This is a genomic window from Acidobacteriota bacterium, assembly GCA_016196035.1.
Taxonomy (GTDB): Bacteria; Acidobacteriota; Blastocatellia; order RBC074; family RBC074; genus JACPYM01.
Genome location: JACPYM010000117.1, coordinates 1 through 23,655, shown reverse-complemented (window position 1 = coordinate 23,655; position 23,655 = coordinate 1). Strand labels below are relative to the sequence as shown.

17 protein-coding genes and 1 other RNA gene are annotated in these 23,655 nt (G+C 60.5%); 4 read left to right on the top strand and 14 right to left on the bottom strand.

Features of this window, described 5'->3' with window-relative positions; translation table 11 throughout:
• Positions 1 to 59 precede the first annotated feature (59 nt).
• Genes HY011_32755 through HY011_32720 form a run of 8 tightly spaced genes read right to left on the bottom strand, consistent with a single transcriptional unit; the run spans position 60 to position 12,839 of the window.
• A complete protein-coding gene (locus HY011_32755) occupies positions 60 to 1,643 on the bottom strand; it encodes an SMP-30/gluconolactonase/LRE family protein (GenBank protein MBI3427718.1) in 1,584 nt (527 codons plus the stop codon).
• Positions 1,644 to 1,662: 19 nt separating this feature from the next.
• The gene (locus HY011_32750; GenBank protein MBI3427717.1) at positions 1,663 to 4,776 is read right to left on the bottom strand and encodes a PKD domain-containing protein; all 3,114 of its coding nucleotides are present in this window, start codon (positions 4,774 to 4,776) and stop codon (positions 1,663 to 1,665) included.
• Positions 4,739 to 6,322: a PKD domain-containing protein gene (locus HY011_32745; protein ID MBI3427716.1), complete on the bottom strand. Its 1,584-nt coding sequence runs from the start codon at positions 6,320 to 6,322 to the stop codon at positions 4,739 to 4,741. Before HY011_32745 ends, HY011_32750 begins: the two co-directional genes overlap by 38 nt.
• Positions 6,323 to 6,336: 14 nt before the next feature.
• A complete protein-coding gene (locus HY011_32740) occupies positions 6,337 to 7,587 on the bottom strand; it encodes a hypothetical protein (protein MBI3427715.1) in 1,251 nt (416 codons plus the stop codon).
• A gap of 39 nt (positions 7,588 to 7,626) precedes the next feature.
• Positions 7,627 to 10,878 carry a CHAT domain-containing protein gene (locus HY011_32735; GenBank protein ID MBI3427714.1) on the bottom strand — a complete coding sequence of 1,084 codons (3,252 nt, stop codon included), beginning with the start codon at positions 10,876 to 10,878 and terminating at the stop codon, positions 7,627 to 7,629.
• Between the two features lie 40 nt (positions 10,879 to 10,918).
• Positions 10,919 to 11,266: a zinc ribbon domain-containing protein gene (locus HY011_32730; protein ID MBI3427713.1), complete on the bottom strand. Its 348-nt coding sequence runs from the start codon at positions 11,264 to 11,266 to the stop codon at positions 10,919 to 10,921.
• Complete coding sequence (locus HY011_32725) at positions 11,263 to 12,228, bottom strand: hypothetical protein (protein MBI3427712.1); 966 nt, start codon at positions 12,226 to 12,228, stop codon at positions 11,263 to 11,265. The genes HY011_32730 and HY011_32725 overlap by 4 nt, the downstream gene beginning before the upstream one ends.
• The gene (locus HY011_32720) at positions 12,225 to 12,839 is read right to left on the bottom strand and encodes a hypothetical protein (GenBank protein MBI3427711.1); all 615 of its coding nucleotides are present in this window, start codon (positions 12,837 to 12,839) and stop codon (positions 12,225 to 12,227) included. Before HY011_32720 ends, HY011_32725 begins: the two co-directional genes overlap by 4 nt.
• A gap of 196 nt (positions 12,840 to 13,035) precedes the next feature.
• Here HY011_32720 and HY011_32715 point away from each other — a divergent pair, with 196 nt between their 5' ends.
• Positions 13,036 to 15,513: a protein kinase gene (locus tag HY011_32715; GenBank protein ID MBI3427710.1), complete on the top strand. Its 2,478-nt coding sequence runs from the start codon at positions 13,036 to 13,038 to the stop codon at positions 15,511 to 15,513.
• 94 nt (positions 15,514 to 15,607) lie between these two features.
• Here the strand turns inward: HY011_32715 and HY011_32710 are convergent, their stop codons facing one another.
• Positions 15,608 to 16,264 (bottom strand): SIS domain-containing protein, encoded by a 657-nt coding sequence (locus HY011_32710; GenBank protein MBI3427709.1) that lies wholly within the window; start codon positions 16,262 to 16,264, stop codon positions 15,608 to 15,610.
• Between the two features lie 351 nt (positions 16,265 to 16,615).
• Between HY011_32710 and HY011_32705 the strand changes: the two genes are divergently transcribed.
• The 3 genes from HY011_32705 (at position 16,616) to HY011_32695 (ending at position 20,279) form a co-directional block, all read left to right on the top strand.
• On the top strand, positions 16,616 to 17,587 hold the full coding sequence (locus tag HY011_32705; protein MBI3427708.1) for a GDP-L-fucose synthase: 972 nt from the start codon (positions 16,616 to 16,618) through the stop codon (positions 17,585 to 17,587).
• Between the two features lie 172 nt (positions 17,588 to 17,759).
• Positions 17,760 to 18,806, top strand: coding sequence for a 3-deoxy-7-phosphoheptulonate synthase (gene aroF / locus HY011_32700; GenBank protein MBI3427707.1), 1,047 nt, complete (start codon positions 17,760 to 17,762; stop codon positions 18,804 to 18,806).
• 270 nt (positions 18,807 to 19,076) lie between these two features.
• Positions 19,077 to 20,279 (top strand): trypsin-like peptidase domain-containing protein, encoded by a 1,203-nt coding sequence (locus HY011_32695; GenBank protein ID MBI3427706.1) that lies wholly within the window; start codon positions 19,077 to 19,079, stop codon positions 20,277 to 20,279.
• Between the two features lie 191 nt (positions 20,280 to 20,470).
• Here the strand turns inward: HY011_32695 and HY011_32690 are convergent, their stop codons facing one another.
• The 5 genes from HY011_32690 to HY011_32670 form a co-directional block, all read right to left on the bottom strand.
• Positions 20,471 to 21,007 (bottom strand): hypothetical protein, encoded by a 537-nt coding sequence (locus HY011_32690; GenBank protein ID MBI3427705.1) that lies wholly within the window; start codon positions 21,005 to 21,007, stop codon positions 20,471 to 20,473.
• Complete coding sequence (gene rph / locus HY011_32685) at positions 21,007 to 21,822, bottom strand: ribonuclease PH (protein MBI3427704.1); 816 nt, start codon at positions 21,820 to 21,822, stop codon at positions 21,007 to 21,009. The genes HY011_32690 and rph overlap by 1 nt, the downstream gene beginning before the upstream one ends.
• Positions 21,788 to 22,630, bottom strand: a complete 843-nt coding sequence (locus tag HY011_32680) for a glutamate racemase (GenBank protein MBI3427703.1) — start codon at positions 22,628 to 22,630, stop codon at positions 21,788 to 21,790. The genes rph and HY011_32680 overlap by 35 nt, the downstream gene beginning before the upstream one ends.
• Before the next feature lie 106 nt (positions 22,631 to 22,736).
• Positions 22,737 to 23,102: a transfer-messenger RNA gene (gene ssrA, locus HY011_32675) on the bottom strand.
• Between the two features lie 375 nt (positions 23,103 to 23,477).
• A partial coding sequence (locus tag HY011_32670) for an IS1 family transposase (protein MBI3427702.1) occupies positions 23,478 to 23,655 on the bottom strand: 178 nt, incomplete at its 5' end.

Here is a 23,655-nt window from a genome sequence, read left to right as displayed (position 1 = left end):
AACGCCAGAATGATGATGGAGGTTCTTGGAATAGCTTCAAGAGTTTTGGCAACACGCCGTTATTTGAAATTGATTTTGACCGCGTTGGACGTCTGTGCGCCAACGGTCAGCACGACATCCACTTCACCGCGCCCCGTTAAGGCGCGCGGCAAGACGACGTTGAGTTGATCCACGCCAATCAAATCACCCTGGGCACCGGCGAAACTAACGTTCGCCACCGTTCCGCCAACGGTCACGGTCGCATTGGATGACGCGCCCAGATTGCGCACGCCGGTGCCATACAGAATGAGAAAAAGCTGCTCGCCCGCGCCGAATTCGAGCGGGATCGTAATCCAGCGGTTCAGCGTCTGGTCAAAACGCGCGACCGGCTCATAGCGTTGTGTGTTATCCGCCAGCACGCGCAAGGCCAGCGCCGCCGCTGGCCCTTGCCCATTGGCATTGACGCTGAACAAACCCGGCGCGGTCGCGGCCAGGCGGACACTCTCCGTGAAGATCGAACCATTGCCAGCCGTCACCACGACCGTCGCCGCCCCGTCCGCCAGCGCGAGCGGCAAGTGATAGTTGATTTGCGTGGGCGATACGAAAAAGAGCGCCGCTGTGCGTTCGGTGTTGGTGCTGTCAACAACTTTTATTGCTGTGCCTGCCAGCGTCGTCGGCAAGGGTAGTGACGAGGCCGCTTGCGTCGTGGCCGCTAGACCGTTGCCAAAGAGCGAGACAATCGAATCGCGCGCGAGCGGCGCTCCGGCGGCAAAGCTGGCGGCGGAAAGGGAGGCCGTGTTGCCGATCAAACGATGCCCGATGGTTTGCATGCGCGCCGTATAAACCGACGTGCGCGCCGTGACAAAGAGCGTTTTCATATCCGGCCCGCCAAAGGTGCAATTCGACGGCGCTTCTGAAAAGGTCAACAGGCCCAGCGATTCGCCGGTCGGTTTGAGCACTTGCACGCCGTTGCTGTTGGGCCGCGTGACATACAAGTTGCCTTGTGTGTCCAGCGTCATCCCATCGCCGCCGCCTGTGCCCTGCAAGGAAATCATTTTCGGTTCGCCCAACTGGCCGGGCGCGGTAATGGGAAACGCGGCTAGCGTCGGCTGGTTGTAGAGCACATACAGCGTCTTTTCATCGGTCGAGAGCAGCACGCCGTTGGGTTGCGCCAGATTGTTGAAGAGCCGTTTGACCGTGCGGTCGGCGGCGATGAAATAAACCGGGCCAGCCGTGCGGTCGCTGAAATAGACGTTGCCCTGCCGGTCTACGGCCAGGTCGTTGGGGCCTTGAAAATTGGTGTTCTCGAACTGGCTGGCGAGCACGCTGACTTCCTGCGTGGCCGGGTCAATCGCCACGATGCGCCCGCTCTGGCAGGCGATCAGCCGTCCGCGCGGATCGAACATCAGACCGTTGACGCTGGGCTGGTTTTCCAGAAAGGTCGTCAGCACGCCCTGCGTGTCAATTTTGTGGATGCGGTTGCGCTGCACGTCGCTGAAATAGACGTTGCCCTGCAAATCGCTGGCGGGGCCTTCGGTGAATTGAAAGCCGGTCTGTTCGCGTTTGATTTCGCCGACCGGGCCGATGTTGGGAATTTGGGCGGACGTTTGGATTGCCGACACGGCTGCCGCAAGCACGGCCAGGGCCAGGTGGAAGGGTTTCATAAGCGCGTCCTTTCGGAATTTATTTGATACCGACGCGCACAGTGTTGGCCGGGTGCCCGTCCACCGTCAACACGATTTCCACCTCGCCGCGCCCCGCCAGATTGCGCGGCAGCCGCTGGTTGATTTGATCCAGCCCAACCAAACTCCCCTGTGCTCCGGCAAAAGTCACCTCCGCATTGACGCCGCCGATTCGGCTTGTCACGGCGGCCAAGCCGCTGTTGAAGCGGATGCCCGTGCCAAATAAGAGCAGAAAGACCTGCTCCGTGGCGGGGCCGAGATCAATCGGCACGGCGACCAAACGGTTTTGCGCGGGATCGAAGCGCGCGACTGGTTCGAAGCTTTGCGCCCCATTGGCCTTGATGCGCAAAACAACCGCCGCCGGTATGCCGCGTCCGCTGGCATCGGCGGTGAACAACCCCGGCGCAACGGCAGCGATTTGTGCCGTACCGGTGGCTATCGCTACGTCGCCGTTGCTAATGGTGATTGTAGCTGCGCCGGTGGCCGTGCCCGCGGGAATTTGATGGTTAATTTGCGTCGGTGAGATAAAGAAGAGTTGGGCGAGTCTTTCTGTGCCAGCGCTGTCGCGCACCCTGACCGAAACGCCATCGAGCACGATTGGTAGCGGCGTTTCTTCCACCGCCTTAGTCGTATTCGCCAGTGCGGAGCCAAAAGCGGCAACGATTATTTCCGGCGCTAAGACCGCGTTGTAGCTGGCGGCGGAGACGGTCGTTACAGGTCGCGACACAACGACGTTGATCGTGACGATCACGATTCCGACCGCCCCTCGCGCATCAGTCACTGTGACAGTCACGGGATAGCTGCCCGGCTGTGTGAAGATGTGTGACAGGCGCATTCCACTGGCGCTCGGACTACCATCGGCAAAAGCCCAACTGAACGATAAGGCCTCGCCTTCCGCATCGAAACTTCCCGACGCATCAAACGCGACGGTGAGCGGCGCGAGTCCGCCAGTCACATTCGTCGCAAGGCGTGCTTGCGGAGCCGTGTTGGTCAAATAAAGCGCCGCGCGATTGTTGGCTTCGGAGAACTCTGTAATTACCTCGTCCGCGTCAACGACCGCGACGAGATCACCACCACCGGCCGGATAAGTGAAGTGAAATGTCACGATGCGAGAACCGCCTGCCGCCAGCGGCCCTGCGACCTGGTCTGTGCTCAGCCAAGCGCCGCCAGCGTAAAGGTTGACGCTGAAGCTGCCGACCGCAAAATCACCGGCGTTATGCACATTGAGCAGCGCCGTCACCGCCTCGCCAGGCTGCGGGGCATGAGCGTCGAGCGTCAAATCCTTGTCGCTCACGGCCAGGTCAACGATCAGCGAGTGCTCGAACACACGCAACTCAGTTGGCCCGTTCTCCGGGATATTCGAGATCGTTTGCGGCTGGCCGCCAAACAGCACGGTCGCCATCGTGCGCCGAATCTCAGTGCTCAAGTAGACGCCGCGCAACAAACCATCCGCGTTGTAATAGCCCGCGAAATCGTAAGCCAACGCCGCGCTCTCGGTCAGCCGGCGGTCGGCACTCCAGGTTCCGGCTGCGGCGTCGTAGACGACGGCGAAGAGGTTGGCTGGGCCGTTGTCCGCCACCTGCTGCCAGACCAGCGTCAGGTTGCCCTGCGGATTGATGAGCAACTTTGCATCGTAAAAGCCCAGACCGTTGCTGCCCGCGCGGACGACCTCCGGCACGGGCTGGCTGAGCGTCGCGTGAACCAAATCAGCGCCGCGCACCCAGACGATATGCCCTTCCCCAGCCGCGTCGTAGCTGACTGCAGGCGACCGATTCTCCACGCCGCCAGCAGCGAAGCTCGTCGCCGCGCTCCACTGCGCGCCATTCCAGCGGTAAAGCTCAAGCACGCCATCACTGGGCAGATCGGGATTCGGTTCGCGCGGCACGATGATGAAAGCGTTCGTGCCCTTGACTGCGGCGGCGTGGCTGCTCACGCCCACCAACCCATTCACCACTGCCGCAGGCGCGCTCCAATTCGCGCCGTCCCAGAAACTGAATTTGATCGTCGCCGGACTGGACGCGGTCGAAATGAATTCGCCCTGCGGATTCGACAACCACGTCAGCAGCAAACGTCCCGCGCCATCCGACGACATCCGCAGATTGGTGTCGAGCGCCGCGTCATCGGTCAGTTGCCGCACCGGTCCCCAGCTTCGGCTCAGCGGATCGAAGCTGGCGCTGACCACTTCGAGCTTGTTGTAGAAAAGCGGCAGGTCAGCGACCGTGTTGAGCGGCGTGGCGAAGACCGGGTCTTTGATCCGCAGCCACGCGGCGACCACTTTGCCGTTTTGATCCGTGCCGCCAACGGGCGCGAGTTCGGTTTGTGTGTCGTGCGCAATCAGCGCGGGCGCGCTCCAGCCGTTGCCGTCGTTGTATGACCAGGCGATGTCGGTGGATTGCAGCACCGGCAGCGAAGTGTCTTGTTGCTCCCAGAGCACAATCTGACCATTGCCCGCCGGCGTGATAGCGGGCACCGCGCCGGGGAAGATGTTTTGCACGAGCGTCGTTTCCTGGGCTGAAACCGGTGTCGCGGCGCTGGCGATTTTCAGCAGCGGCGTGGGCTGGAAGAATGAGTATGCGCCGAAGCGTTCGTAGTCGGGTTGAATGAGCGAGACAGGCAGCCGATCCGGCGTCAGGTCAAACGAGTCCTCGGCGAAATTCGATGAATCATCGCTGCGCCGGCAAAGCTGCCCATCAGTCACCGGCCAAACGCAGCGCGCTGCGTATCTTTTTGTGATGCTCCCGCCAAGGCCGAATATGTAATCGAAGGTGATGCGCGCCGAAGCTTCAAGGCCAACTTGTAGCTCACGCACCAGCGGCTCCGGAACGCCGAGCGTGAATGAACCGGTTCCACCCAACTTGGCTTCAGCGGTAATCCGGGGAAGCGGTTTGAAGGCCAACTTGGCATTCAGCCCCACTTCCAATTTGCCGGCGCCATCGCGGAAGCGCAACTCACCGCCTTGCTGCGCGAAACTCGCGTCGAAAGAAAGTTGCGGGGTGATCGTGCCTGTCAGCTTTGCGCGCTGGTTCAACCACTTGAACGGTTTGATTCCCGCCAGCGCTTGCAGCGGTGGAACCGCGTCAATGAGGCCAATCTCTTTGCTGATCTCGGCGGTCAAGCCCAGCTTGAATGATGCCCCCGTTAGCTCCAACCCATTCGGCGGGCCGAGACGAAAAGTAGCCGCTGCCAGGGGCAGTGCCGCTGATTGATTTGCCGCCCGCCGTGAATCCCGTCTGACCGGAAAGTTGCAGACTGCCGGCGCCGGTGCTCGACACGTTGCCCTTGATTTGCGCGAAGGTTTCGAGCAGACCGAATCTCCCGCCGATGTAAGGCACCCAATCGGGAATCTCAAGCGGGCCGTCTTGCGCCAGGTGCGGCGTCGGAAAATCTTTGTGGAGGCTGGCACTCACCTCGCCATTGCCAGCGGTGAACTTGACGCTGGAGGGGTCTTGTTGATACCCGACTGCCAGCCAGATGGGAAAAGGAAAGACATAGACCTTCTCCAGCCACTCAGGGCCGACACGCCCGGCTCCATTGGTCGCGGTGATTTTGATCTCAGTCCCGCTCAGACGCGCTGGAATGTCCCGCCCGATTTTGAAGGTGTGCGCCGCGCCGGCCAGCGTCCCGCGTTCCTCCAGCGCCGCGCCGCCATTGACCGAGAAACTGGCTTTGCCCGGCGCACCCTGCCAATCCACGCTGACATCCAAACGCAGCTCCACGTTGCTGCCTTCGAGGAAGAAGCCCGGATAAGAGCGCACCACGCCGCTCACAAACGGCAGGCTGTCGTTCGCGCTGACACGCACGATCTGCGTCAGGCTGGCCGAGCCATAAGCATTGCTGACTGTGAGCGTCACGTGATAGGAGCCGGGCCGCGTGAAGACATAACTCGGGTGCTGCGAGTTGGAGTCAGGCCTGCCGTCAGCGTCGAAATCCCACGCCCACGCGGTCGGGCGTCCGCTCGAAAAGTCATTGAACTTGACCGTCTGGCCTATGGCCGGAGCGCTCGGCGTGAAGCTGAAGGCCGCGATAGGCACAGCCGAGTTGGAACGCAAATCCACCGGGAAGAGATTGGAGACGCCGGAGAAAAAGCTGTTGACGATCACGCGCGCCTGAAAGTTGGTCTTGAAAGTCTCGGCGGGCAGATTCTGCGACGCTGTCCAAAGAATGCGCCGGTCGCCGCCATTCTTGATGCCTGCGCCGACCGCGCCGCTCAGACTGCCCACGATTGGCGCAATTGTATAAGTGCTGCCGCCGTTGTCGGAGAAGACGACGAAGACGTCCACACCCGCGGCAGGCGCGCCATTCAAGTCATAAAGCACCTCGACCAATTTGCTGCCATCAGCGAGTTGCCGCGCGCGGACGTTCGTGATGGAAAGCGCCTCGCCACCAGTATTGCCAAAGCGCAGCGCGACGCTCTGACTAGCGCCCGGCAGCGCAGTTTGAAACGCCAGGCCCACGCCGCGCGCGGCTGCCGTCTGGCCGGTTTCCTGAAACGCAAGACCGACGCCGACGCCGGCAAAGCCGGAGGTCTGGTCTGGTGCTGCGGGTTGATTCGGGGCCGTGCCTTGACTCTGTTGCGCTAAGGCAGCAGGCGCCGACAGACACACGAGAATCAAAGCCAGCAGCATACTGGCGCTCAAACGAGGAGCGGTTAGGCCATGCATAATGACTCCTGGGGCTATGGTTCAAACTGTTGCAGCAACGACGATGGCACGCGCCGCGGATCAATCTCGCTCCCATCGTGGCGGAGAAAGACGAACTTCGATGGCGCGCCCGGCGCAGCTTCCAAGCGCACCTGTGCGACTTGATCCGGGCCGGGCGGGTTGTAACTCGCCGTGCTCGCTGGGACGCCGAAGGTCGCGTAGACGAACAGATAGGTGGCCGCGTTGCGATTCAATCCGGCGATGGTCAGCGTGGCCGTAGACGAGGGCAGCGTGCCGCTGAGCGTGCCGGGCGTGTAGCTGCCAACGCCGCTGATGTTCATCCTGACCTGCGTGCCCACCGCGATGTTGCTCGCCTGCACAACCATGCTGAGCGGATCGGTCAGTTGATTTGGCAAGAGCAGATCAACCGCGTCCGGGCGACTGCCGGAGTAAGGCGTCACCGGATAGCCGCCGATGGAGACGATGGTCAGAGCGGGCGTGGCCGCATTCGGAACGATGACCGGGTTGATCGAAGCGATCACAGCAGGCGGCGTGGCATTGCCGGTGAAAGAAGCGCCGCCTTGCCGCGTCTCGATGCGGATGACGCCGTGGCAATTGCAAGTGCTACTGCCGCCGCGCGCATTGAGATCGCCGCTCACACTGACTGTGTTCGCCACGAGACGGATTGCACCTCCTGAGCCTGCGCCTGGGCCTGGGGTTGTGCCTGCCAGAAAAGAAAATCCATTCGCAGAAATGCCCCCGCTGATGGTGATGCTGGTTGAAGAAGCAATGACGATAGCCCCACCGCCACTTGCGCCACTGCTGCCGGTAGATCCCGCGCCACTCGACCCACCAATGATTGGCACGAGCGAAAGCGGACCTACCCATCTTCCGTGCCTGTCAGTGCCATTGACCTGCCCGCCACCTGGCCCGAATCCGTTTTGTCCGGCTGCTCCGCCGAAAAAACCTCCGGGACCCGGAATAGTTGGACCAGTGTTTGGATTTCGCGCAGAGACGCTGATCGAGCCGGTGATAGTGACGTTTCCCTGCGCCAGCAAAATGACTGGCGTGTTCTTCAAGTTGCCTTTGAACGTCAGCGACCTTCCCGACGGGACGTTGATGGTCGTGTAGTTCAAAATGCCTGACTCCGGCAATTCAACCTCGCGGCTGCCGGATGTGAGGTCCAGCGCGCCATCCGCCCCGGTTGATCCGCTCGAAAAGTTTTGTCCTTGCACTGGCGTAAACAGCCAGCACAACCACATGACAAGCATCGTGACCTTGCTCATTTCATCGCTCCTTTCTGTTGACCAAGTAAAGACTGACAGCTACTTCCACTCGCCTTGCAGCACGAACGCCGCCCAGTAATAAGGCGACTGCCACTGCTGCCCCCGCCACAGCTCGACCTGCGCCGCGCGCAAGGCCGCCGCGGGCGACATTCGTTCCGGCCCCAGCAATCGTTTGTAAAACCGCACCATCAACTCCGCCGCTTCTTTATCCCGCACCGACCACAGGCTGACGACTACGCGCGGCGCGCCCGCGTACATAAAACTGCGTGTCAGGCCGATGCTGCCTTCGCCTTTGATCTCTTTGCCGAGGCCCGTGCGGCAGGCGCTGAGCACGACCAGTTCGGCGTTGAATTTGAGGTTGAAGATTTCGTGCGCGCGCAGGAAGCCGTCCTGCGCGCGGCCCTGTTCATCCACCAGCGAGAGGACGATGCCCGAAAGTTCGGGATGCACGTTGTCAATCAAAGCGTGCGTGGCGAAGTGGACGAAGCGGTATTGGCTGAGCGCCGGAGCGGTGGCGGCGGCGCGGCTGGCGTCGAAACCGAGCGCCTTGAGCCGCTGCCCGGCGGGCACGCGCGCCAGAATCTGCTCGGCTTCCCAGCCCGTGCCGGAGAGCCGCGCCAGGCGCGTGGGGCCGCCGCCGCCGCCGCTGACATCCTCCCAGGCTCGCTCGACATCGCGCAGCCGGTCGCGGCCCGGCGACGCTGGCTTTTCAGTCGGCGCACGGACGTCTGCGTGCACGCGCTCATCGTCGGCGCTGAAGACCGGATCGGCCAGCACGGCGAGCGTCCTGGATGCGGGTGGGCGCGTGGCCGTCTCGCGGCGCAAGACGGCGAGCACGGAAGCCGAGGGCAGGTTGACGACTTCGTGATTGACGATCAGCGGCGTGGCGGCGCGGCGAGCAGCTTTTTGTCTCCCCGTCTCCCCGTCTCGCTGTCTCTCCATTTCAGGCGCGGGCAGCGCCGCGAAGGGAATGAACTGCAAGCTGCCTTGCGCGACGATGAGCAGCCGGTTGTTGCCCCATTGCGCGGCGACCGGGCCGAGCAGCATTTGACTCAACGCCGCCGCCGCCACGCGATACGCGGCGTCGGCCTGCCGCACGCGCGCGCGCCATTGGGTGGCGGTTTCACCGGGCGGACGTTGATTGCGCGCGGTCAGCAATTGATAGACGCGCTGGGCGGCGGCTTCGATCGCGGTGCGCTTGGGCAGTTCAAAGCTGTCGAGCGTCGTCGCCGTCACCGCCCACAAGAAACTGCGCTCCGCCCCGAGCGCGTATTCGAGCAGCAGCGTGTCGGGGTCGAGCAGTTGCTGAATCTCCGCCGGCTTGAGCGGTTGCGGCTGGGTGAGCGCGGCGTAACGGGAGCTGGCCGCGCGGAGTTGCGCTTCGATTTGCTGATGCTCGTCGGAGAGCGCCGTGAGCTCGCGCTCCAGCGCGGCGATTTGCGCGGGCGTGAGTTTGTTGCCGGGCAGGTTCAGGCGCTGCGCGGCGGCGTTGAGGCGTTGTTCGACGGCGCGGGCGCGGGCGACAAGCTGTGGGTCGGCGTCTTGACGAATCTCGGCCCCGGCTTCGGCCAGCAGTTCCAACAGGCTGCGCGCGCGCGCCTGCTCGCTGGCTTGCAGGGCCTGCGCGGCGAAGCCTTCCGCCGGGCGGCGCTCGTGCAATTGCATCAGCAGGTCAAGGTAAAACTCGTAGTAGGCGCGCACGGTGGCGAAATAAGCAGCGCGCAGTTCCTGGCTGATGAAGTTGGCGCGCACCTGCTCAACCGCGCTGAGCGCCGCTTCGATCTGCGCGCGCGCCTCGTCTAAAGCGTCACGTTCACGCGCCACGCGGGCGAGGTGATAAAGCGTATCCGCCGTGCCTTCACGATCACCGATGGCGCGGCGCAAGGTCAGCGCCTCGTGGAAATGATCGAGCGCCGCAGCGCCAGCGCCCGCCGCGTAATGGAGCGCGCCCAGTTGGGTGAGCGTGGCGGCTTGCCCGCGCCGGTCGCCGATGTCGCGGCGTAGCGCCAGCGCCTGGTTGAAGCAATCGAATGCGCGCTCGGCGTCGCTCGCTGCCGCGGCGGTCTGGCCCATGCTGTGGAGCGTGATGCTCTCCCAATACCGGTCGCCAATCGTGCGCCAGCGTTGCAACGCCTGGTTGTAATACTCCAGCGCCGCCGCGTGCTCAGCGCTGGCGGCGGACACGTCGCCGAGATAATGCAGCGTGCGCGCCTGTCTGGAGTCGGGGTAGCCGCGCGAGAACTGCACTTGCCAGAACTGCAAGGCTTGCAGAAGAGCTTCGCGCGCTTTCTCCGGCTCGCCGAGCGCAGCGTAAAACGCGCCCAGCCGCGTGAGTTCGAGGGCTTGTCCGTCGGCCTCGCCCGCTGCCTGATAGACGCTGAGCGCTTGCTGATAGTAATCGAACGCCTGCTGGCGCGCGCCCACGGCGTGGTAAGCCGAACCTAGATCGTTGAGCGTCCAGGCTTCCCCCGGACGATGCCCGAGCGCGCGCCAGAGCGGCAGCGCCTGCTCAAAGCTGGCGCGCGCCTGCTCATACTCACCAAGATATTGATAGGCCTCGCCCACAGTGTTGAGCAGCGTCGCTTCCCATCTGCGATCCGCCGCCGTTTGCCGCAAGCGCAAGGCCTGTTGACCATAATCAAGCGCCTGCTGGTATTCACTGAGTTCGGCGTAGTTGATGGTGATTTCCAGCAGCACCCGTGCTTCCTGGCGTTGATCGCCGAACGCGCGCCACAGTTGCAGCGCTTGCTGAAATTTCGGAATGGCGTTGAATCGCGACTGGACCTCATCTATGGATTGCAACTCGCGCGCTTCATAAAAAGCCTGCTGCGCGGCGACGCGGAGCCGCTCCGGCGGGCCGGCGGGCCGCAACTCTTCGAGGCTGACGCGATAAAGTCTGGTCGCGTTGTGCGGGTTGGCCGAGAGAATCTCCAACCGGTATGCGCCGTTCGTCTCCGCGACCCACCACAACCGCCGCAATCCTTCCCACCACGAACTGGACTCAACGAGCAGCTTGTCATCCGGCCCAAACAGCCGCAGCCGCGCATTGATGCTGGGTTGTTCGACCGTCACTTGCATGCTCTGACCGGCGGCAAGCGTCAGCCGGTAAAAATGACTCTCGACGCCTGCAAGCGCGCGTTCGATTGGCTGGTCAGGCTCCAGCACGCGAACTTCCTGGTTGCTTTGCGCCGCGCTGCTTGAACACGCTATGAGCAGCAGGCTAACCAGGCAGCCCACGCCACGCGGGGCGATTCGTCGGCACAGGTAACAATTGTTGGTTGCTTTGGTCACGGCTACACCTCCGCTGAAGAGTATCCACTTAGAGCACTGACTATGCGCTTGAGTAGTTGCAGCGTGGGCAGCGATAACAAGCCCGCCCCTTGCCGCCAAACCTCAACATATACCCGGCGATGAAGAGCGGAATGCCGATCAGGAACGGCGTCAGTGCGACGCCGAGAATCACTAGCGCCAGTCCCAGGCCAGAGCGTTTGATGACAACAGCCATTGCGGCGCTACAATTCGGACACGTACTGGCGGCCAGGCGCGCCAAATTCGCTTGTTCAACCATGCGTCGTTGTTGTTCTACTGACTCGCTGGCTGCGCTTATCGCATCACCGCAGTGGAGGCAAAACTGGCTGGCATCGTCATTCGCATTTCCGCATTGAGTGCACAGTATCATTGAGCATCTCCTTGGTTTTTCCGACGGCCACTCAAACGATTAATGCTGGCCGGATAATCTGCCGGTGGTTCATCGGCGTGTGTGAGCCGCAAAAGATATTTGGCGGCGCGCAACCCGCGCAGATCGAGCGGCACAGACAGACTTTTGCCATCAATGCTCATGGCTTTCGCTGTGCCTACCGTTTTGCCGGAGTCGCCCAACAGCCTGACCCGGTACCAACCACGCGCGCTGTTCTCCGGCAGGCGGAGCACCAATCGAGCGCGCGCTGCCGGAAGATGAATGACTTTTGTAGCTTCGTTGCTGACGGCTTCCGCTGCGCGCAAGCTGGGATAGTCTTCAAGGTCAATTTTGACAGTCATGATCTCCGGCAGAGGTGCGGCGGTGCTTGCGTGAGTGCCGCTCGGCGGCGTGCTGTCGTGGGGCGCGGGAGTAACTGAGGTCGTCGCCATGCTTGACGTAGCCGCCGGTTGCGGACGCTGTTGCGCGCTGTTCTGAGTTGGCGGCCAGTGGTAAGCGCGCCAGAGCAGCGCGCCAGTCACGACGAAAAAGATCAGGCCGACAGCGCCTGCCAACAACGGAACACGCGCGGGGGCGAGTGCGGCCCAGGCCGCGCGGGCGCCTGCCAGCCAATGCGCCCGGAAGTTGCGCGGCAGCGCCTTGGCTTCATTCAATTCATCAACGCGCCGCATCACGCGCGCCAAGCGCGTTTCGTCCAGCAACGCGAAATCGGCCAACGCGCGCACCTGCTCGGCGAAATCGGGAGCGCCTGTCACCGGACGGCGGCACAGCGCGAGTCGCAGCACCATCTCCGGCAACGCGCCTAACTCTGCTGCCAGTTTCCTGTCATCCAACCCGCGCTGCTGTTGGTAGCGGGCGAGCGTGTGCGCCATAAATACGGGATCGTCGCGCAAGCGCGCGGCGAGCGCGGTGAGCAGTTGAATGGATTGTTCGTCAGTATTCATCGGCGCTGTTTGTTGTGCCGCTGCCAGGCGCGGCGCAACATTTTCTTCAACCGGTCCTTGTGCCGCTTGACGAGCTTTTCCTGCGCGCGCGCCGGGCGATTTGCGATGCCGAGCACGGCGGCGTAGGCGGCGGTTTCGCGCACGCCGTCCGTCATCAATTCGAGCAACTCGCGGTCAACCGGGTCGGTCACGCAGGCCCGCACCAGCCGCACCAGCGGCGTGGCTTGCGCGAGCAACTGCGTTTCAGGATCGCTCGCTGCTTTGTCCAACACATCGTATTCCGGCAGCGGCTGCTGAAGTTCGACAACTTTTTTCTGGCGCGCCAACAGATTGAGCAGGTCGCGCGTGGCGTCGAGGCGTAGATAGCCGAGCAGACTGCCTTTGGCGGGATCGAACTTTTCCGGGTGGGCGAAGTAATGGAGCAGGGCGTCAATGGCCGCGCTTTCGATCAGTTGCGGATCGGGCAGGCGCGCGAAGTGGCGGCGCAACAGTTGCGCGAGCGGCGGCAGAAACCGTTCGGCGATTTCGGCGCTGACCCGGCTGTCGCGCCCGTCCCGCAGGCGCTGGTGCAACCTTTCCCCTAATTCTTTGAAGTCAGCTTGGTCAGACATTTTGTGCCTCGCCGGAGCGCGTCAAAGCAGAGCGCAGTCTAAATCAAGTCCCGGCGTTTGGCGGTCACGTCGCCAAACAATTTGCGCCAAGCGGCTCAACTAGAAAAATTGCGCCCCGTGACGCAAAATGAAACCCACGCGTGCCGCCTTTCGTTAGCGGCACTTCAGGAGAAGGAACAGACCAACAAATAAACCTATGATTGGCGAAACGATTTCCCACTACCACATCCTCGAAAGACTAGGCACCGGCGGCATGGGCGATGTTTATAAAGCCGAAGACACACGGCTGAACCGCTACGTCGCAATAAAGATGCTGAAAACGTTCTTGCTGGGGACGGATGAACAGTCCGAAACGGCGCGCTTGCGCTTTCTGCGCGAGGCCCAGGCGGCCAGCGCTATCAATCATCCCAACATCGCCACGATTTACGAGATTGACGAAGTCGAGCACGCGGGCGCGCGTTACAGCTTCATTGCGATGGAGTATGTGCCGGGCCAGACGCTCAAAGCGCTGCGCGGCCAATTGGAACTCAATGAATGGCTAGATGTCTTCATTCAAATCGCCGATGGCCTGGCCGAAGCGCACGAGCGCGGCATCGTTCACCGTGACCTCAAACCGTCAAATATTCTGCTGACCGAAAACAATCGTGCCAAGGTGCTCGATTTCGGCGTCGCCAAATTCAACCCGCTGGCGCAGGGCGATGCCAGTGAAGATCCGACGGCCAGCCTTTACCACACCAGTTTGCTCAAAACACAGCCCGGCACGGTGCTGGGGACGTTTGCTTACATGTCGCCGGAACAGGCGTTGGGCGAAGAGGTAGATCGGCGCAGCGATATTTTCAGCCTGGGCATTGTCTATTATGAATTGCTGGCCGGGGTGCTGCCGTTCACGGGTAGTTCGGCGCTGGCGGTGGTGGATGCGATTTTGCACGCTTCGCCCGCGCCGCTCAGCACGTTCAATAGCGACGTTTCGCCCGCCCTCGAAGACGTCATTCACCGCATGATCGCCAAAGACCGCGCCTTGCGTTATCAAAGCTTGCGCGAAGTCACCTTTGATCTGGATAGCCTGAAACATGGGGTTACCGCCGTGCTCGGGGCCGAAACCTATCGCAGCGCGCCGGTGCCGCTGCCGGGCGAAGACAGCTATGCCACGTATATCGGAGGTAATCTACTGGATTCGGCGGCGCTCAAGGCGCGGTCGGGGAAGAGCATCGCTGTGTTGCGTTTCAACAACATCACCGGCAGCCCGGAGGATGAATGGATTGGCGTCGGTATTGCCGAAACCGTCACGGCGGACATGAAAAATATCGAAGGTGTGGCGGTGATCGGGCGCGAATTAATTTACGAAGTTTTGCGCCGCTGGAATGCCGACAAGCAGCCCGACTTTGACGAGAAGTTCGCCACGCGCGTCGGGCGCGAAGTCGGCGCGCGCTGGATCATCGGCGGCGGCTATCAACGCTTCGGCGAGATGTTGCGCATCACGGCGCGCTTTGTCGAAGTCGAGACCGGCGAACTCATCAAAACCGTCAAGATTGACGGGCGCTTGCACGAAATCTTCGAATTGCAGGACAAGATCGTTTATGAGCTTTCACGCGATTTGGATTTGAGCCTGCGCATTGGCGAACGGGCGGGCATCGAGGCGCGCGAAACGGATGTGCTCGAAGCCTATGAAGCCTATATCCGCGCCCGCGCGCTGGCGTATTCCGGCGCGCCCGAAGCCATCGAAACCGCAATTGAGTTGACGCACAAGGCGATTGAACTTGATCCGCATTATGCCCAGGCTTACGCCGGGTTGGCGTATGTCCTGACCATCAAGGGCCAGTATTTGGGGCAACTGGATTTGATCGAACAGGCAATTGAGTATGCGCAAAAGGCCATCGAGTTGCGCCCAAACCTGGCGGAAAGTTACAGCGCCATCGGCTTTGCCTTCATCGCTCTGGATCGTATCGCCGATGCGATTGGCGCGTTGAAACGCGCACTGGCCTTTGCACCCAATGATAGTTTTGTGCGCGCTTCGCTGGGGCGTGCCTACTTCATCGGCAAAGGCTGGTTCCGCGAAGCCGCCGCCGAATATGAGCGCGCACTGCAAGACTCGTCTGAAAATTCCTGGGTCGTGCCGTCGCTGGCACACGTTTACACTTATCTGGGCGAATACGCGCGCGCCGAGGAACTGAGCCGCCAAGCCGTCGAAGCGCAGGAAAGTTATCAATACAATCACGAAGGCGTCCAAATCATCGGCGCCTACGCGCGGCTGGGGTTTACGTATTATTTGCAAGGCCGCTATGACGAAGCCCTGGCCGAATACCAACGCGAACTGGCCTTTTTGGAACACACGAATCACGCCTTGAAAGAGCGCACGCAAATCGAAGTGCAGCAGAAATTGGCGGCGGTGTATGTGCGGCTGGGCGAGTTGACGAAAGCGCGTGAAGCTTTTGAGAGCATGCTCACGGCTTTTCAGGCACGCTTGCAGCAAGGCTTGGATGATCCGTTCACGCGCTATTACATCGCCTGCGGCTGCGCCATGCTCGGCGAAACGGAACTGGCGTTGGAGCATCTGCAAAAGGCCATCGAAGGCCGCCGCACCTTCAACACAGCGCGGGCGCGCATCGAAGCGGATTTTGAAAGCCTGCGCGCAGAGCCGCGTTTTCAGGCGCTGTTACAGCCCACGACAAGCTGAACTGGCAGCCTGGCGCCTATGTCCAGCGCTTTTTGCATCAGTTGCGTTTGTCAGTTGCATTTGAAAGATGACGCGCCGTAACGGCCCACGGGCATCAGTCGCTCAGCGCCTCGCCGATCACCCCGCCCGGATGCCAGGCGTTGTAATGTTCACGCGTGATGTTTTTGCGGGCCTGCAATTCGATGCTGAGTGCGGCCAAAACATAAATTTGCGCCAGCACGCTGGCCCGCGGCTCGAAATTGAGCGGGCTGCCTTCGCGCTCGACGCCGGCAAATAAAAACTCTTCGCACTGGCGGGCCAGCCACGCAGCCGGGTTGCCCGACACGCCGATCAATCGCGCGCCATTGGCTTTCAGCGCCCGCACGGTGGCTTTCATCTCGGCGGTCTCGCCGCTGTTTGAGATGACCAACACCACATCGCCCGGCACGACCTGTCCCGCGCTGCCGTGCACACATTCGGTGCCATGCAAAAAATAGGTCGGCGTGCCGGTGCTGGAAAACAGGGCCGCGATATAGCCCGAGACATATTCGGGCTTGCCGATGCCGGTGATGTGTAACCGTGCGCCACGTGCTTCGGCGCCGAGGATCAAGGCGGCGACGCGCTGAAAATAGCTTGGGGTCAGGCGTTGCCGTAGTTTGGCCAACTCGGCGACGGCAATGTCGAGAAAGTCGCTTACAGCGGTTGCATAAGGATTTTCCGGCGTAGCAAGCGGGGCGATGGCCGGGGCGGCGGCGAGCGGAGATGACTTCATACTCATAGGCAATGACAACCAACATCCAGGGGGAAACGGCAGGTAGTTTGAACGAAAGCCTGTGCTGTTGTCCAACCGCCCCACCTTGTGATGAGGTGCGCTGTGATGGTTGAATGGCGCAAGTCTTTCTGGTTTTGGTCGCTAACTCTTTAAGCTGAACTTTAGAGCAGTTTGCAATTGCGTTTACGGGAGTCAGTTGACGCCGGGACGGTACCGCGCGCGGGAGCAAGCGGTGCGTCAAACTCACCCCCTTGTTTGAACGGCCAATACGCCGCTTGCTCACGCGCGCGGTACCGTCCCGCTACGCGGTTTTCCCGGACACCGAGGTGAAAACCGATCTAGGCAAGAACGATGAACTCATTTCCCTATCAACGCGTCGTCGTGACCGGCGGCGCAGGCTTCCTCGGTTCCTATGTCGTCGCCAAACTCAAAGCGCGCGGCGTTGAACACATCTTCATTCCGCGCAGCCGCGAGTATGATCTGGTGCAAGGCGAACACGTGCGCCGCCTGTATGCCGACACCCAACCCGATTTGGTCATTCACCTCGCCGCCATAGTGGGCGGCATTGGCGCCAACCGCGACAATCCGGGCAAATACTTTTACGAAAATCTGATGATGGGCGTGCAACTGATCGAAGCGGCCCGCCAGCACGGCGTCAAAAAGTTCGTCGCCACGGGCACTATCTGCGCTTACCCAAAAGACACGCCTGTCCCGTTCAAAGAAGCCGACCTTTGGAACGGCTACCCCGAAGAGACCAACGCGCCTTACGGCCTGGCGAAAAAGATGATGCTCGTGCAAGCGCAAGCCTATCGCGAGCAATACGGCTATAACGCGATCTTTCTGCTGCCGGTGAATCTGTACGGCCCGCACGATAATTTCGACCCGCACAATTCCCACGTCATCCCGGCGTTGATTCGCAAATGCGTCGAAGCCACGCGCGCCGGCGCCGACCACATCACCTGCTGGGGCACGGGCGCGGCAACCCGCGAATTCCTGCACGCCGACGATTGTGCCGAAGGCTTGCTGCTGGCGGCGGAACGCTACGACAAATCCGCCCCGGTCAATCTGGGCGCGGGCTTTGAAATTTCGATCAAGGATTTGGCCGCACAGATCGCTACGCTGACCGGTTTCAAAGGGCGCATCGCATGGGATGCGAGCAAGCCGGACGGCCAGCCGCGCCGCTGTCTGGACACGACGCGCGCGGCAGCCGAGTTCGGGTTTCGGGCGCGGGTTGGGTTTGAAGAAGGATTGCGGGAGACGATTGATTGGTATAAGAGTTCCACTGCGCCGGTGGTGGCTAAGTTAGGCGGGATGTGTCAGTAGCCCGCGCGTGAGCAAGGGCTCGACTGGCAGCAACCAGCCCTTGCTCACGCGCGGGCTACTGACACGCCGTCCCACTCGATTTAGCCACTGCCCAACTTCGTCGTCATCAACCTGAAAAGCAGGGCAGTGAAGCAGCAGTTCTCAAGAAGCCCACGGAAACGAGATTGTTTGAATGCTCATCGTTATGACTCCCGACGCGACTGGAACTGACATTCAGCGCGTCGTCACCACCATCGAATCCTTCGGTCTGAAAGCGCATCCTATGCCGGGCGCCAATCGCACAGCCATCGGCATCACGGGCAATACAGGGGCGATTGCGACCGATCCCTTTGCCGAATTGCCCGGCGTGGCCGAATGTGTGCGCGTGACCAAGCCCTACAAACTGGTCGGACGCGATCTCAAGCACAACAAGTCGGTTTTCAAAGTTGGCACGGCGGAAATCGGTGGCCTCGAACCCGCCATGATTGCGGGCGTTTGCGCCGTTGAATCGCGCGAACAGACGATGCTCACCGCCGAAGCCGTTGCCGCTGCCGGTTGCCAGTGGTTTCGTGGCGGCGCGTTCAAACCGCGCACCTCGCCTTATGCTTTCCAAGGCTTGGCCGAAGAGGGCCTAAAGATTCTCGCCGAAGTGCGCGACCGGTTCGGTTTGCGCATCGTGACTGAGGCGGTGGACGAGCCTTCGCTGGATTTGGTCGAACGTTATGCCGACGTAATCCAGATCGGCACGCGCAATGCCCAGAACTTCCAATTGCTCAAACGCGCGGGCCAGGCGCGCAAACCTGTGCTGCTCAAACGCGGCATGTCTTCGACGCTCGAAGAGTTTTTGCTGGGTGCGGAATACATCATGTCCGAGGGCAATTACGAAGTGATCCTGTGCGAACGAGGCGTGCGCACCTTTGCCAATCACGTGCGCTTCACGCCTGACCTTTCGATCATTCCGGCGGTGCAGGCCATTTCGCATTTGCCGATTATTTACGACCCCAGCCACTCGACCGGCAACCGCGCCATGGTTGCGCCGCTCTCACGCGCGGGCATCGCGGTGGGGGCCGATGGGTTGTTGATTGATATTCACCCGTACCCTGAACGCGCGCTGTGCGACGGCCCGCAGGCGTTGCTCTTCGATATGTTCCGCGAATTGGTGGAAGAGGTGCGGGCGATTGCCGCGATCATTAGGCCACATCGCGAGGCGCTGGCCGTAGGATCAATACAGGGAGCGTGAGCGACCTGAGCCGCAGCAATTGTGCTCTTGGCATCCAATACGCCCTACGCCGAAGCTCAGGTCGCTCACGCTCCCCGTACTGTATTAACGCGCTGCCGCGCGTTTCAGTTAGCCTGTTTTCACTCCGCTTAACATCCTTTACAATCTGTGCCGGTTTCAGCAGATTTTTTCCGTTGCTGGAATTGTTTCGCCCGCTTTCGCCGAACTTTTTCCAGCAAGTCGCGGTATGCTGAAGTGCCGACAGGATTCCAAACGCAAGGAGAAGTTGAGATGAATACCTATCACGTTAGTGCCAAACAATTGGTCTTGCTCGCGCTGGCCACGGCGGTCTTTGCCGCTAGCGCCGTACTCTTTTATGACCGCACCGAAAACTGGTTGCTCCAGCGTGGCGCGAATGCCGAGAAAAACGCTGCCGCCGGGACGGATGCCCAACAACAGTTGGCCGGGCTGACCGATCCCAGCGTGGCGAGCGATGAGAAAAACAATCAGGAAGTTTACCGCGCGATGAGTCCCAGCGTGGTCAACATCACTTCGACCACCATCGTGCAGGATTTCTTTTACGCCTATCCGCAACAAGGTTCCGGCTCCGGCTCGATTCTCGATAAAGAAGGCCACATCCTGACCAATTATCACGTTGTCCAGGAAGCCCAAAAGATTGACGTTTCACTGCCCAATGGCAAAAGTTACAAGGCGCGCGTGCAGGGCTTCGACCCAGACAAGGATTTGGCCGTGCTCAAGATTGAAGCGCCTGCCGCCGAATTGGCGCCGATTCCGCTGGGCACCTCCAAAGAATTATTTGTCGGTCAAAAGGTGCTTGCCATCGGCAACCCCTTTGGCCTGGATCGCACGCTGACGACTGGCATCGTGTCGGGATTGTCGCGCCCGATTCGTTCGGAGATGACCAATCGCCTGATCGAAGGCGTTATTCAAACCGACGCCGCGATCAATCCCGGCAATTCAGGCGGGCCGCTGCTTGATTCACACGGACGGCAGATCGGCATCAACACGATGATTTACAGCCCGTCGGGTGGCTCGGTCGGCATTGGCTTTGCCGTCCCGATTGAAGCGGCCAAAAAGATCATTCCGGATATTCTGGCCTATGGCCGCGTGCGCAAACCCAAGTTTGGCATCGCCGCTTACCCTGTCAGCGGGCGTTTGGCAGAAGCGTTGGAATTGCCCGTGCAAGAAGGGTTGCTGGTGATGCAGGTCGAACCGGGCAGTTCGGCGGCCCGCGCCGGCATTCAAGGCGGGTCAGAGCGCGCGCAACTCGGACGTCAGATCATCTTGATTGGCGGCGATGTGATCACCGGCATTGATGGGCAACCGATCAAAAACTCCGATGACCTGGATCGTGCCATCGGCGACAAGAACCTGGGCGACGTTGTCAAAGTCGAGCTTTGGCGCAGCGGGCGCAAGCAACAACTCAGCGTTACGTTGGCTGAGGCGCCCAGCGCGGCGCGGCGCGGGCTGTAACTGCCAGCCAATCCAAAAAACAAGAAGAGGGAAGCGCCTGCCTGTGCAAGTGCTCCCCTCTCTCTGTTTCTCGAATTCATTGTACAGCAGGCTGCCAGCCTGCTGGTGTGGGTCAGTGATGCAATGAAAGTGACTGCGTCTCTTATCAAAACCCGCAGCAGGCTGGCAGCCTGCTGTACAGCCTACTCAGCTCATTTCAGCTTGAATGAGCGGGCAATCGTATCGGTTTGATTGCGCAACGAGCCCAGCGTATTAGCCCGGCCCGTAAACCGCAGCACGTACACGGTCGTGTCATTCGCGCGCAAAAAGTAATTGCGCCCGATCATCGGCTGACCTGCCGTGTTTTTGAAATCGTAGGTGATGAGCGAGCCATTAGCCTGAGGGCCCACAACAAAGTTCTCAACCTTGCCTTTAGTGTAACCCGGCTGAAAGCGCAAGGTTTCGGTCTCATGTTTCAAGGCGACATCAGACATCGGCAGCTTGGCGTCCACGTCCATTGTCGTGATTTTCAACGCGCCGTTTTCGCGAATGCCATAGACAATCAGGAAATCGGTCTTGCCGCTCAGCCGGTCTTTGCTGGAAATCGCCAGCCAGCCCTTGGGCAACGTGACGTTGTATTTCCCCTCCGGGTCATCAAAGGTGTCCTGCACCTTGCCCGCCAGCCCGGCCAGCGCGACTAACGAAAAGAAACAGAAAATCAAAGAAGCGATGCGAAATGTGCGAAGCATTATTGTGCCTTCTCCTTCCAGTTGATCTTGCCTCGCTGATCTGGAGGCAACAAAGCTCTGAACGTTTCCGTGCCCAAAGCTTTCGCTAAAACCTGTTTTTGAATGTCTATTAATTGCGCGATGCCGTCTTCGGCAGCGTCCAGCATCTCATCCAGCCGGGCGCGGTCATAGGGTTCGGTTTCCGCTGTGCCTTGCACCTCGACGAAGCGGCCATCGCCGGTGCAGACGACGTTCATGTCCACTTCCGCCTTGGAATCTTCGCTGTAATCCAGATCGAGCAGCACGCGCTCGCCGATCACGCCCACGCTGATCGCTGCGATGTAATCACGCAGCGGGGGCCGCAAGATTTTGGCACTCTCCATCGCCCGGTTGAGCGCGATGGCCAGCGCGATGAAGCCGCCCGTGATCGAAGCCGTGCGCGTCCCGCCATCGGCCTGCAACACGTCGCAATCAATCGTCACCGAACGTTCGCCCAGCGCCGCCATGTCCACCACCGAACGCAGGCTGCGCCCGATCAGCCGTTGAATCTCGTGCGTGCGCCCCGATGGGCCGTTGCGGTTTTCGCGTTGCACGCGCGTTTCGGTCGCGCGCGGCAGCATGGCGTATTCGCCCGTGACCCAGCCGACGCCCTTGCCTTTCAAAAACGGCGGCACACGGTCTTCCACCGAAGCCGTGCAAACAACGCGCGTCTGGCCCATTTCGATTAAAACCGAGCCTTCGGCCCATTTGGTGAAATTCGTCGTCGCGCGTACCGTGCGCAAATCCAGCGGCGCGCGTCCATCAGCTCGCCGGAATGTTTGTTGGTAATCGGTCATGTCCCCAAACCTCCACCGCTTCCAAATGGGCGAGCGGCGCGCCCAAAATTCCAGCCGCGATGCGGTGAAACCGCTGGGCCGCATCCGTCACATAAAACTCGTTGCGGCCCGCCTCCGTTTGCGGATTGAGCAGGCCTTTTTCGCTTAACAAAGTCTCGACTTCAACCGCGACAGCTTCCGCCGAATCCACCAAGGTCACGCCTTCACCCATCACTTCGGCCAGCACGGGTTTTAACAACGGATAGTGCGTGCATCCTAACACAAGCGTATCAATCTGCTGCGCGCGCAAGGGCGCGAGATACTTTGTGGCCACCAGCCGCGTGATTGCCGAATCCACCTCGCCCTCTTCGACCAACGAAACGAATAATGGACAGGCTTGCGAAAAGACTTCGACGGGCCGCGCGCCGCTGGCTTCCTGGATGCCCTGCGCATACGCGCCGCTTTCAATCGTCGCTTCGGTGGCGATCACGCCCACGCGCCCGTTGCGCGTCACCCGCGCCGCCGCCCGCGCGCCCGGCCCCAGCACTGTCAAAAACAGCGTGTCGAATTCGCGCCGCAAGCGTTCGCGGCTCATCGCCGAAGCCGTGTTGCAAGCGACCACGATCAACTTCACACCCTTTTCCACCAGGAACGCCGCGTCCTCGACGGCATAGCGTTCGACCGTCGCGCGCGATTTCGTCCCATAAGGCACGCGCGCCGTATCGCCCAGGTAAATCAGGTTTTCGTTGGGTAAGCGCCGCCGCACGGCCTGCAACACGGTCAAGCCGCCGACGCCGGAATCGAAGATGCCAATGGGAAGTGGGTTCATAAAATCAAAAGGCAAAAGGCAAAAGGCAAAAATCAAAAAGCAAAAGGCCGGAAGTGCTGCTTCCTATTTTTGCCCTTTGATTTTTGCCTTTTGCCTTTTGCCTTCAAAGTGGAGGTGGAGAGAATCGAACTCTCGTCTGGCAGCCGTCTACGAAGGAATCTACATACTTAGCCGCTTCGCTTGAGTTTTCGCCCGGGCCCGGTAGCAGAAGCGGCGAAGAACCGCGCCCAAACTATGCCAGAGAAGTTTCGCTGGGCGGCTCTGACCTGCACCGATTTGCTAGCCTGCAAAAATGACGCCCGGAGTCCCACCCACAGGCGAGGCGGGAGCGGACGGGCAGTGAACTAGAGTTAACTAGGCTGCCATTGCGAGTTCAGTGTTCGCAATTAACATTTGCCTGCAGTTTACGGGTTACAAGCTTCCCGGTATGCATCCGTCGCTTCAGGTCTTCCATCGAATCCAATGCACCCCCAAAGCGGTTTCTTCAAATATCTGAACGGACGTGAGTGTAGGTGGTTGCTTTGAGGGGTGTCAAGAACCTCTTGGGCTCGCTCGCGCTGTTGCCAGGGCTTTTGCAAAGTTGCCAACAAGAGCACCTGAGCGGCTTAACTGATTCCTGATTCCTGCTAGCTTGAAAATGCCGACTGGTTTTCAAGCTAGCAGGAATCAGGAATCAGTGTAGTGTCTTTGGCAGGCGTTTTGAGGACTTTCTGTTGCTGGGGCTGCCAATTTTGCTGCGCGCGCAATCTCTGCCGTACTGCTTTGACCATTGGGCGACCGATGACGGGCTGCCGCACAACTTCATCCGCGACATTCTGCAAACGCGTGATGGTTATTTGGTAGTGGCTCAGCCGGGTGAGCCAAGCGAAAGATTGTAACGATGAAGAAACAGTCGCAAATAAATCTCGTGCATCTCGTCGGACTTGGAAAAGGACAAGGTCTTACGGACAAAGCGCGCCAGCCGCTGGCGTAAGGTGTTATTCCAGCGCTCAACGTGAGCAGTCTGACCGGATTCTTTGCCACAG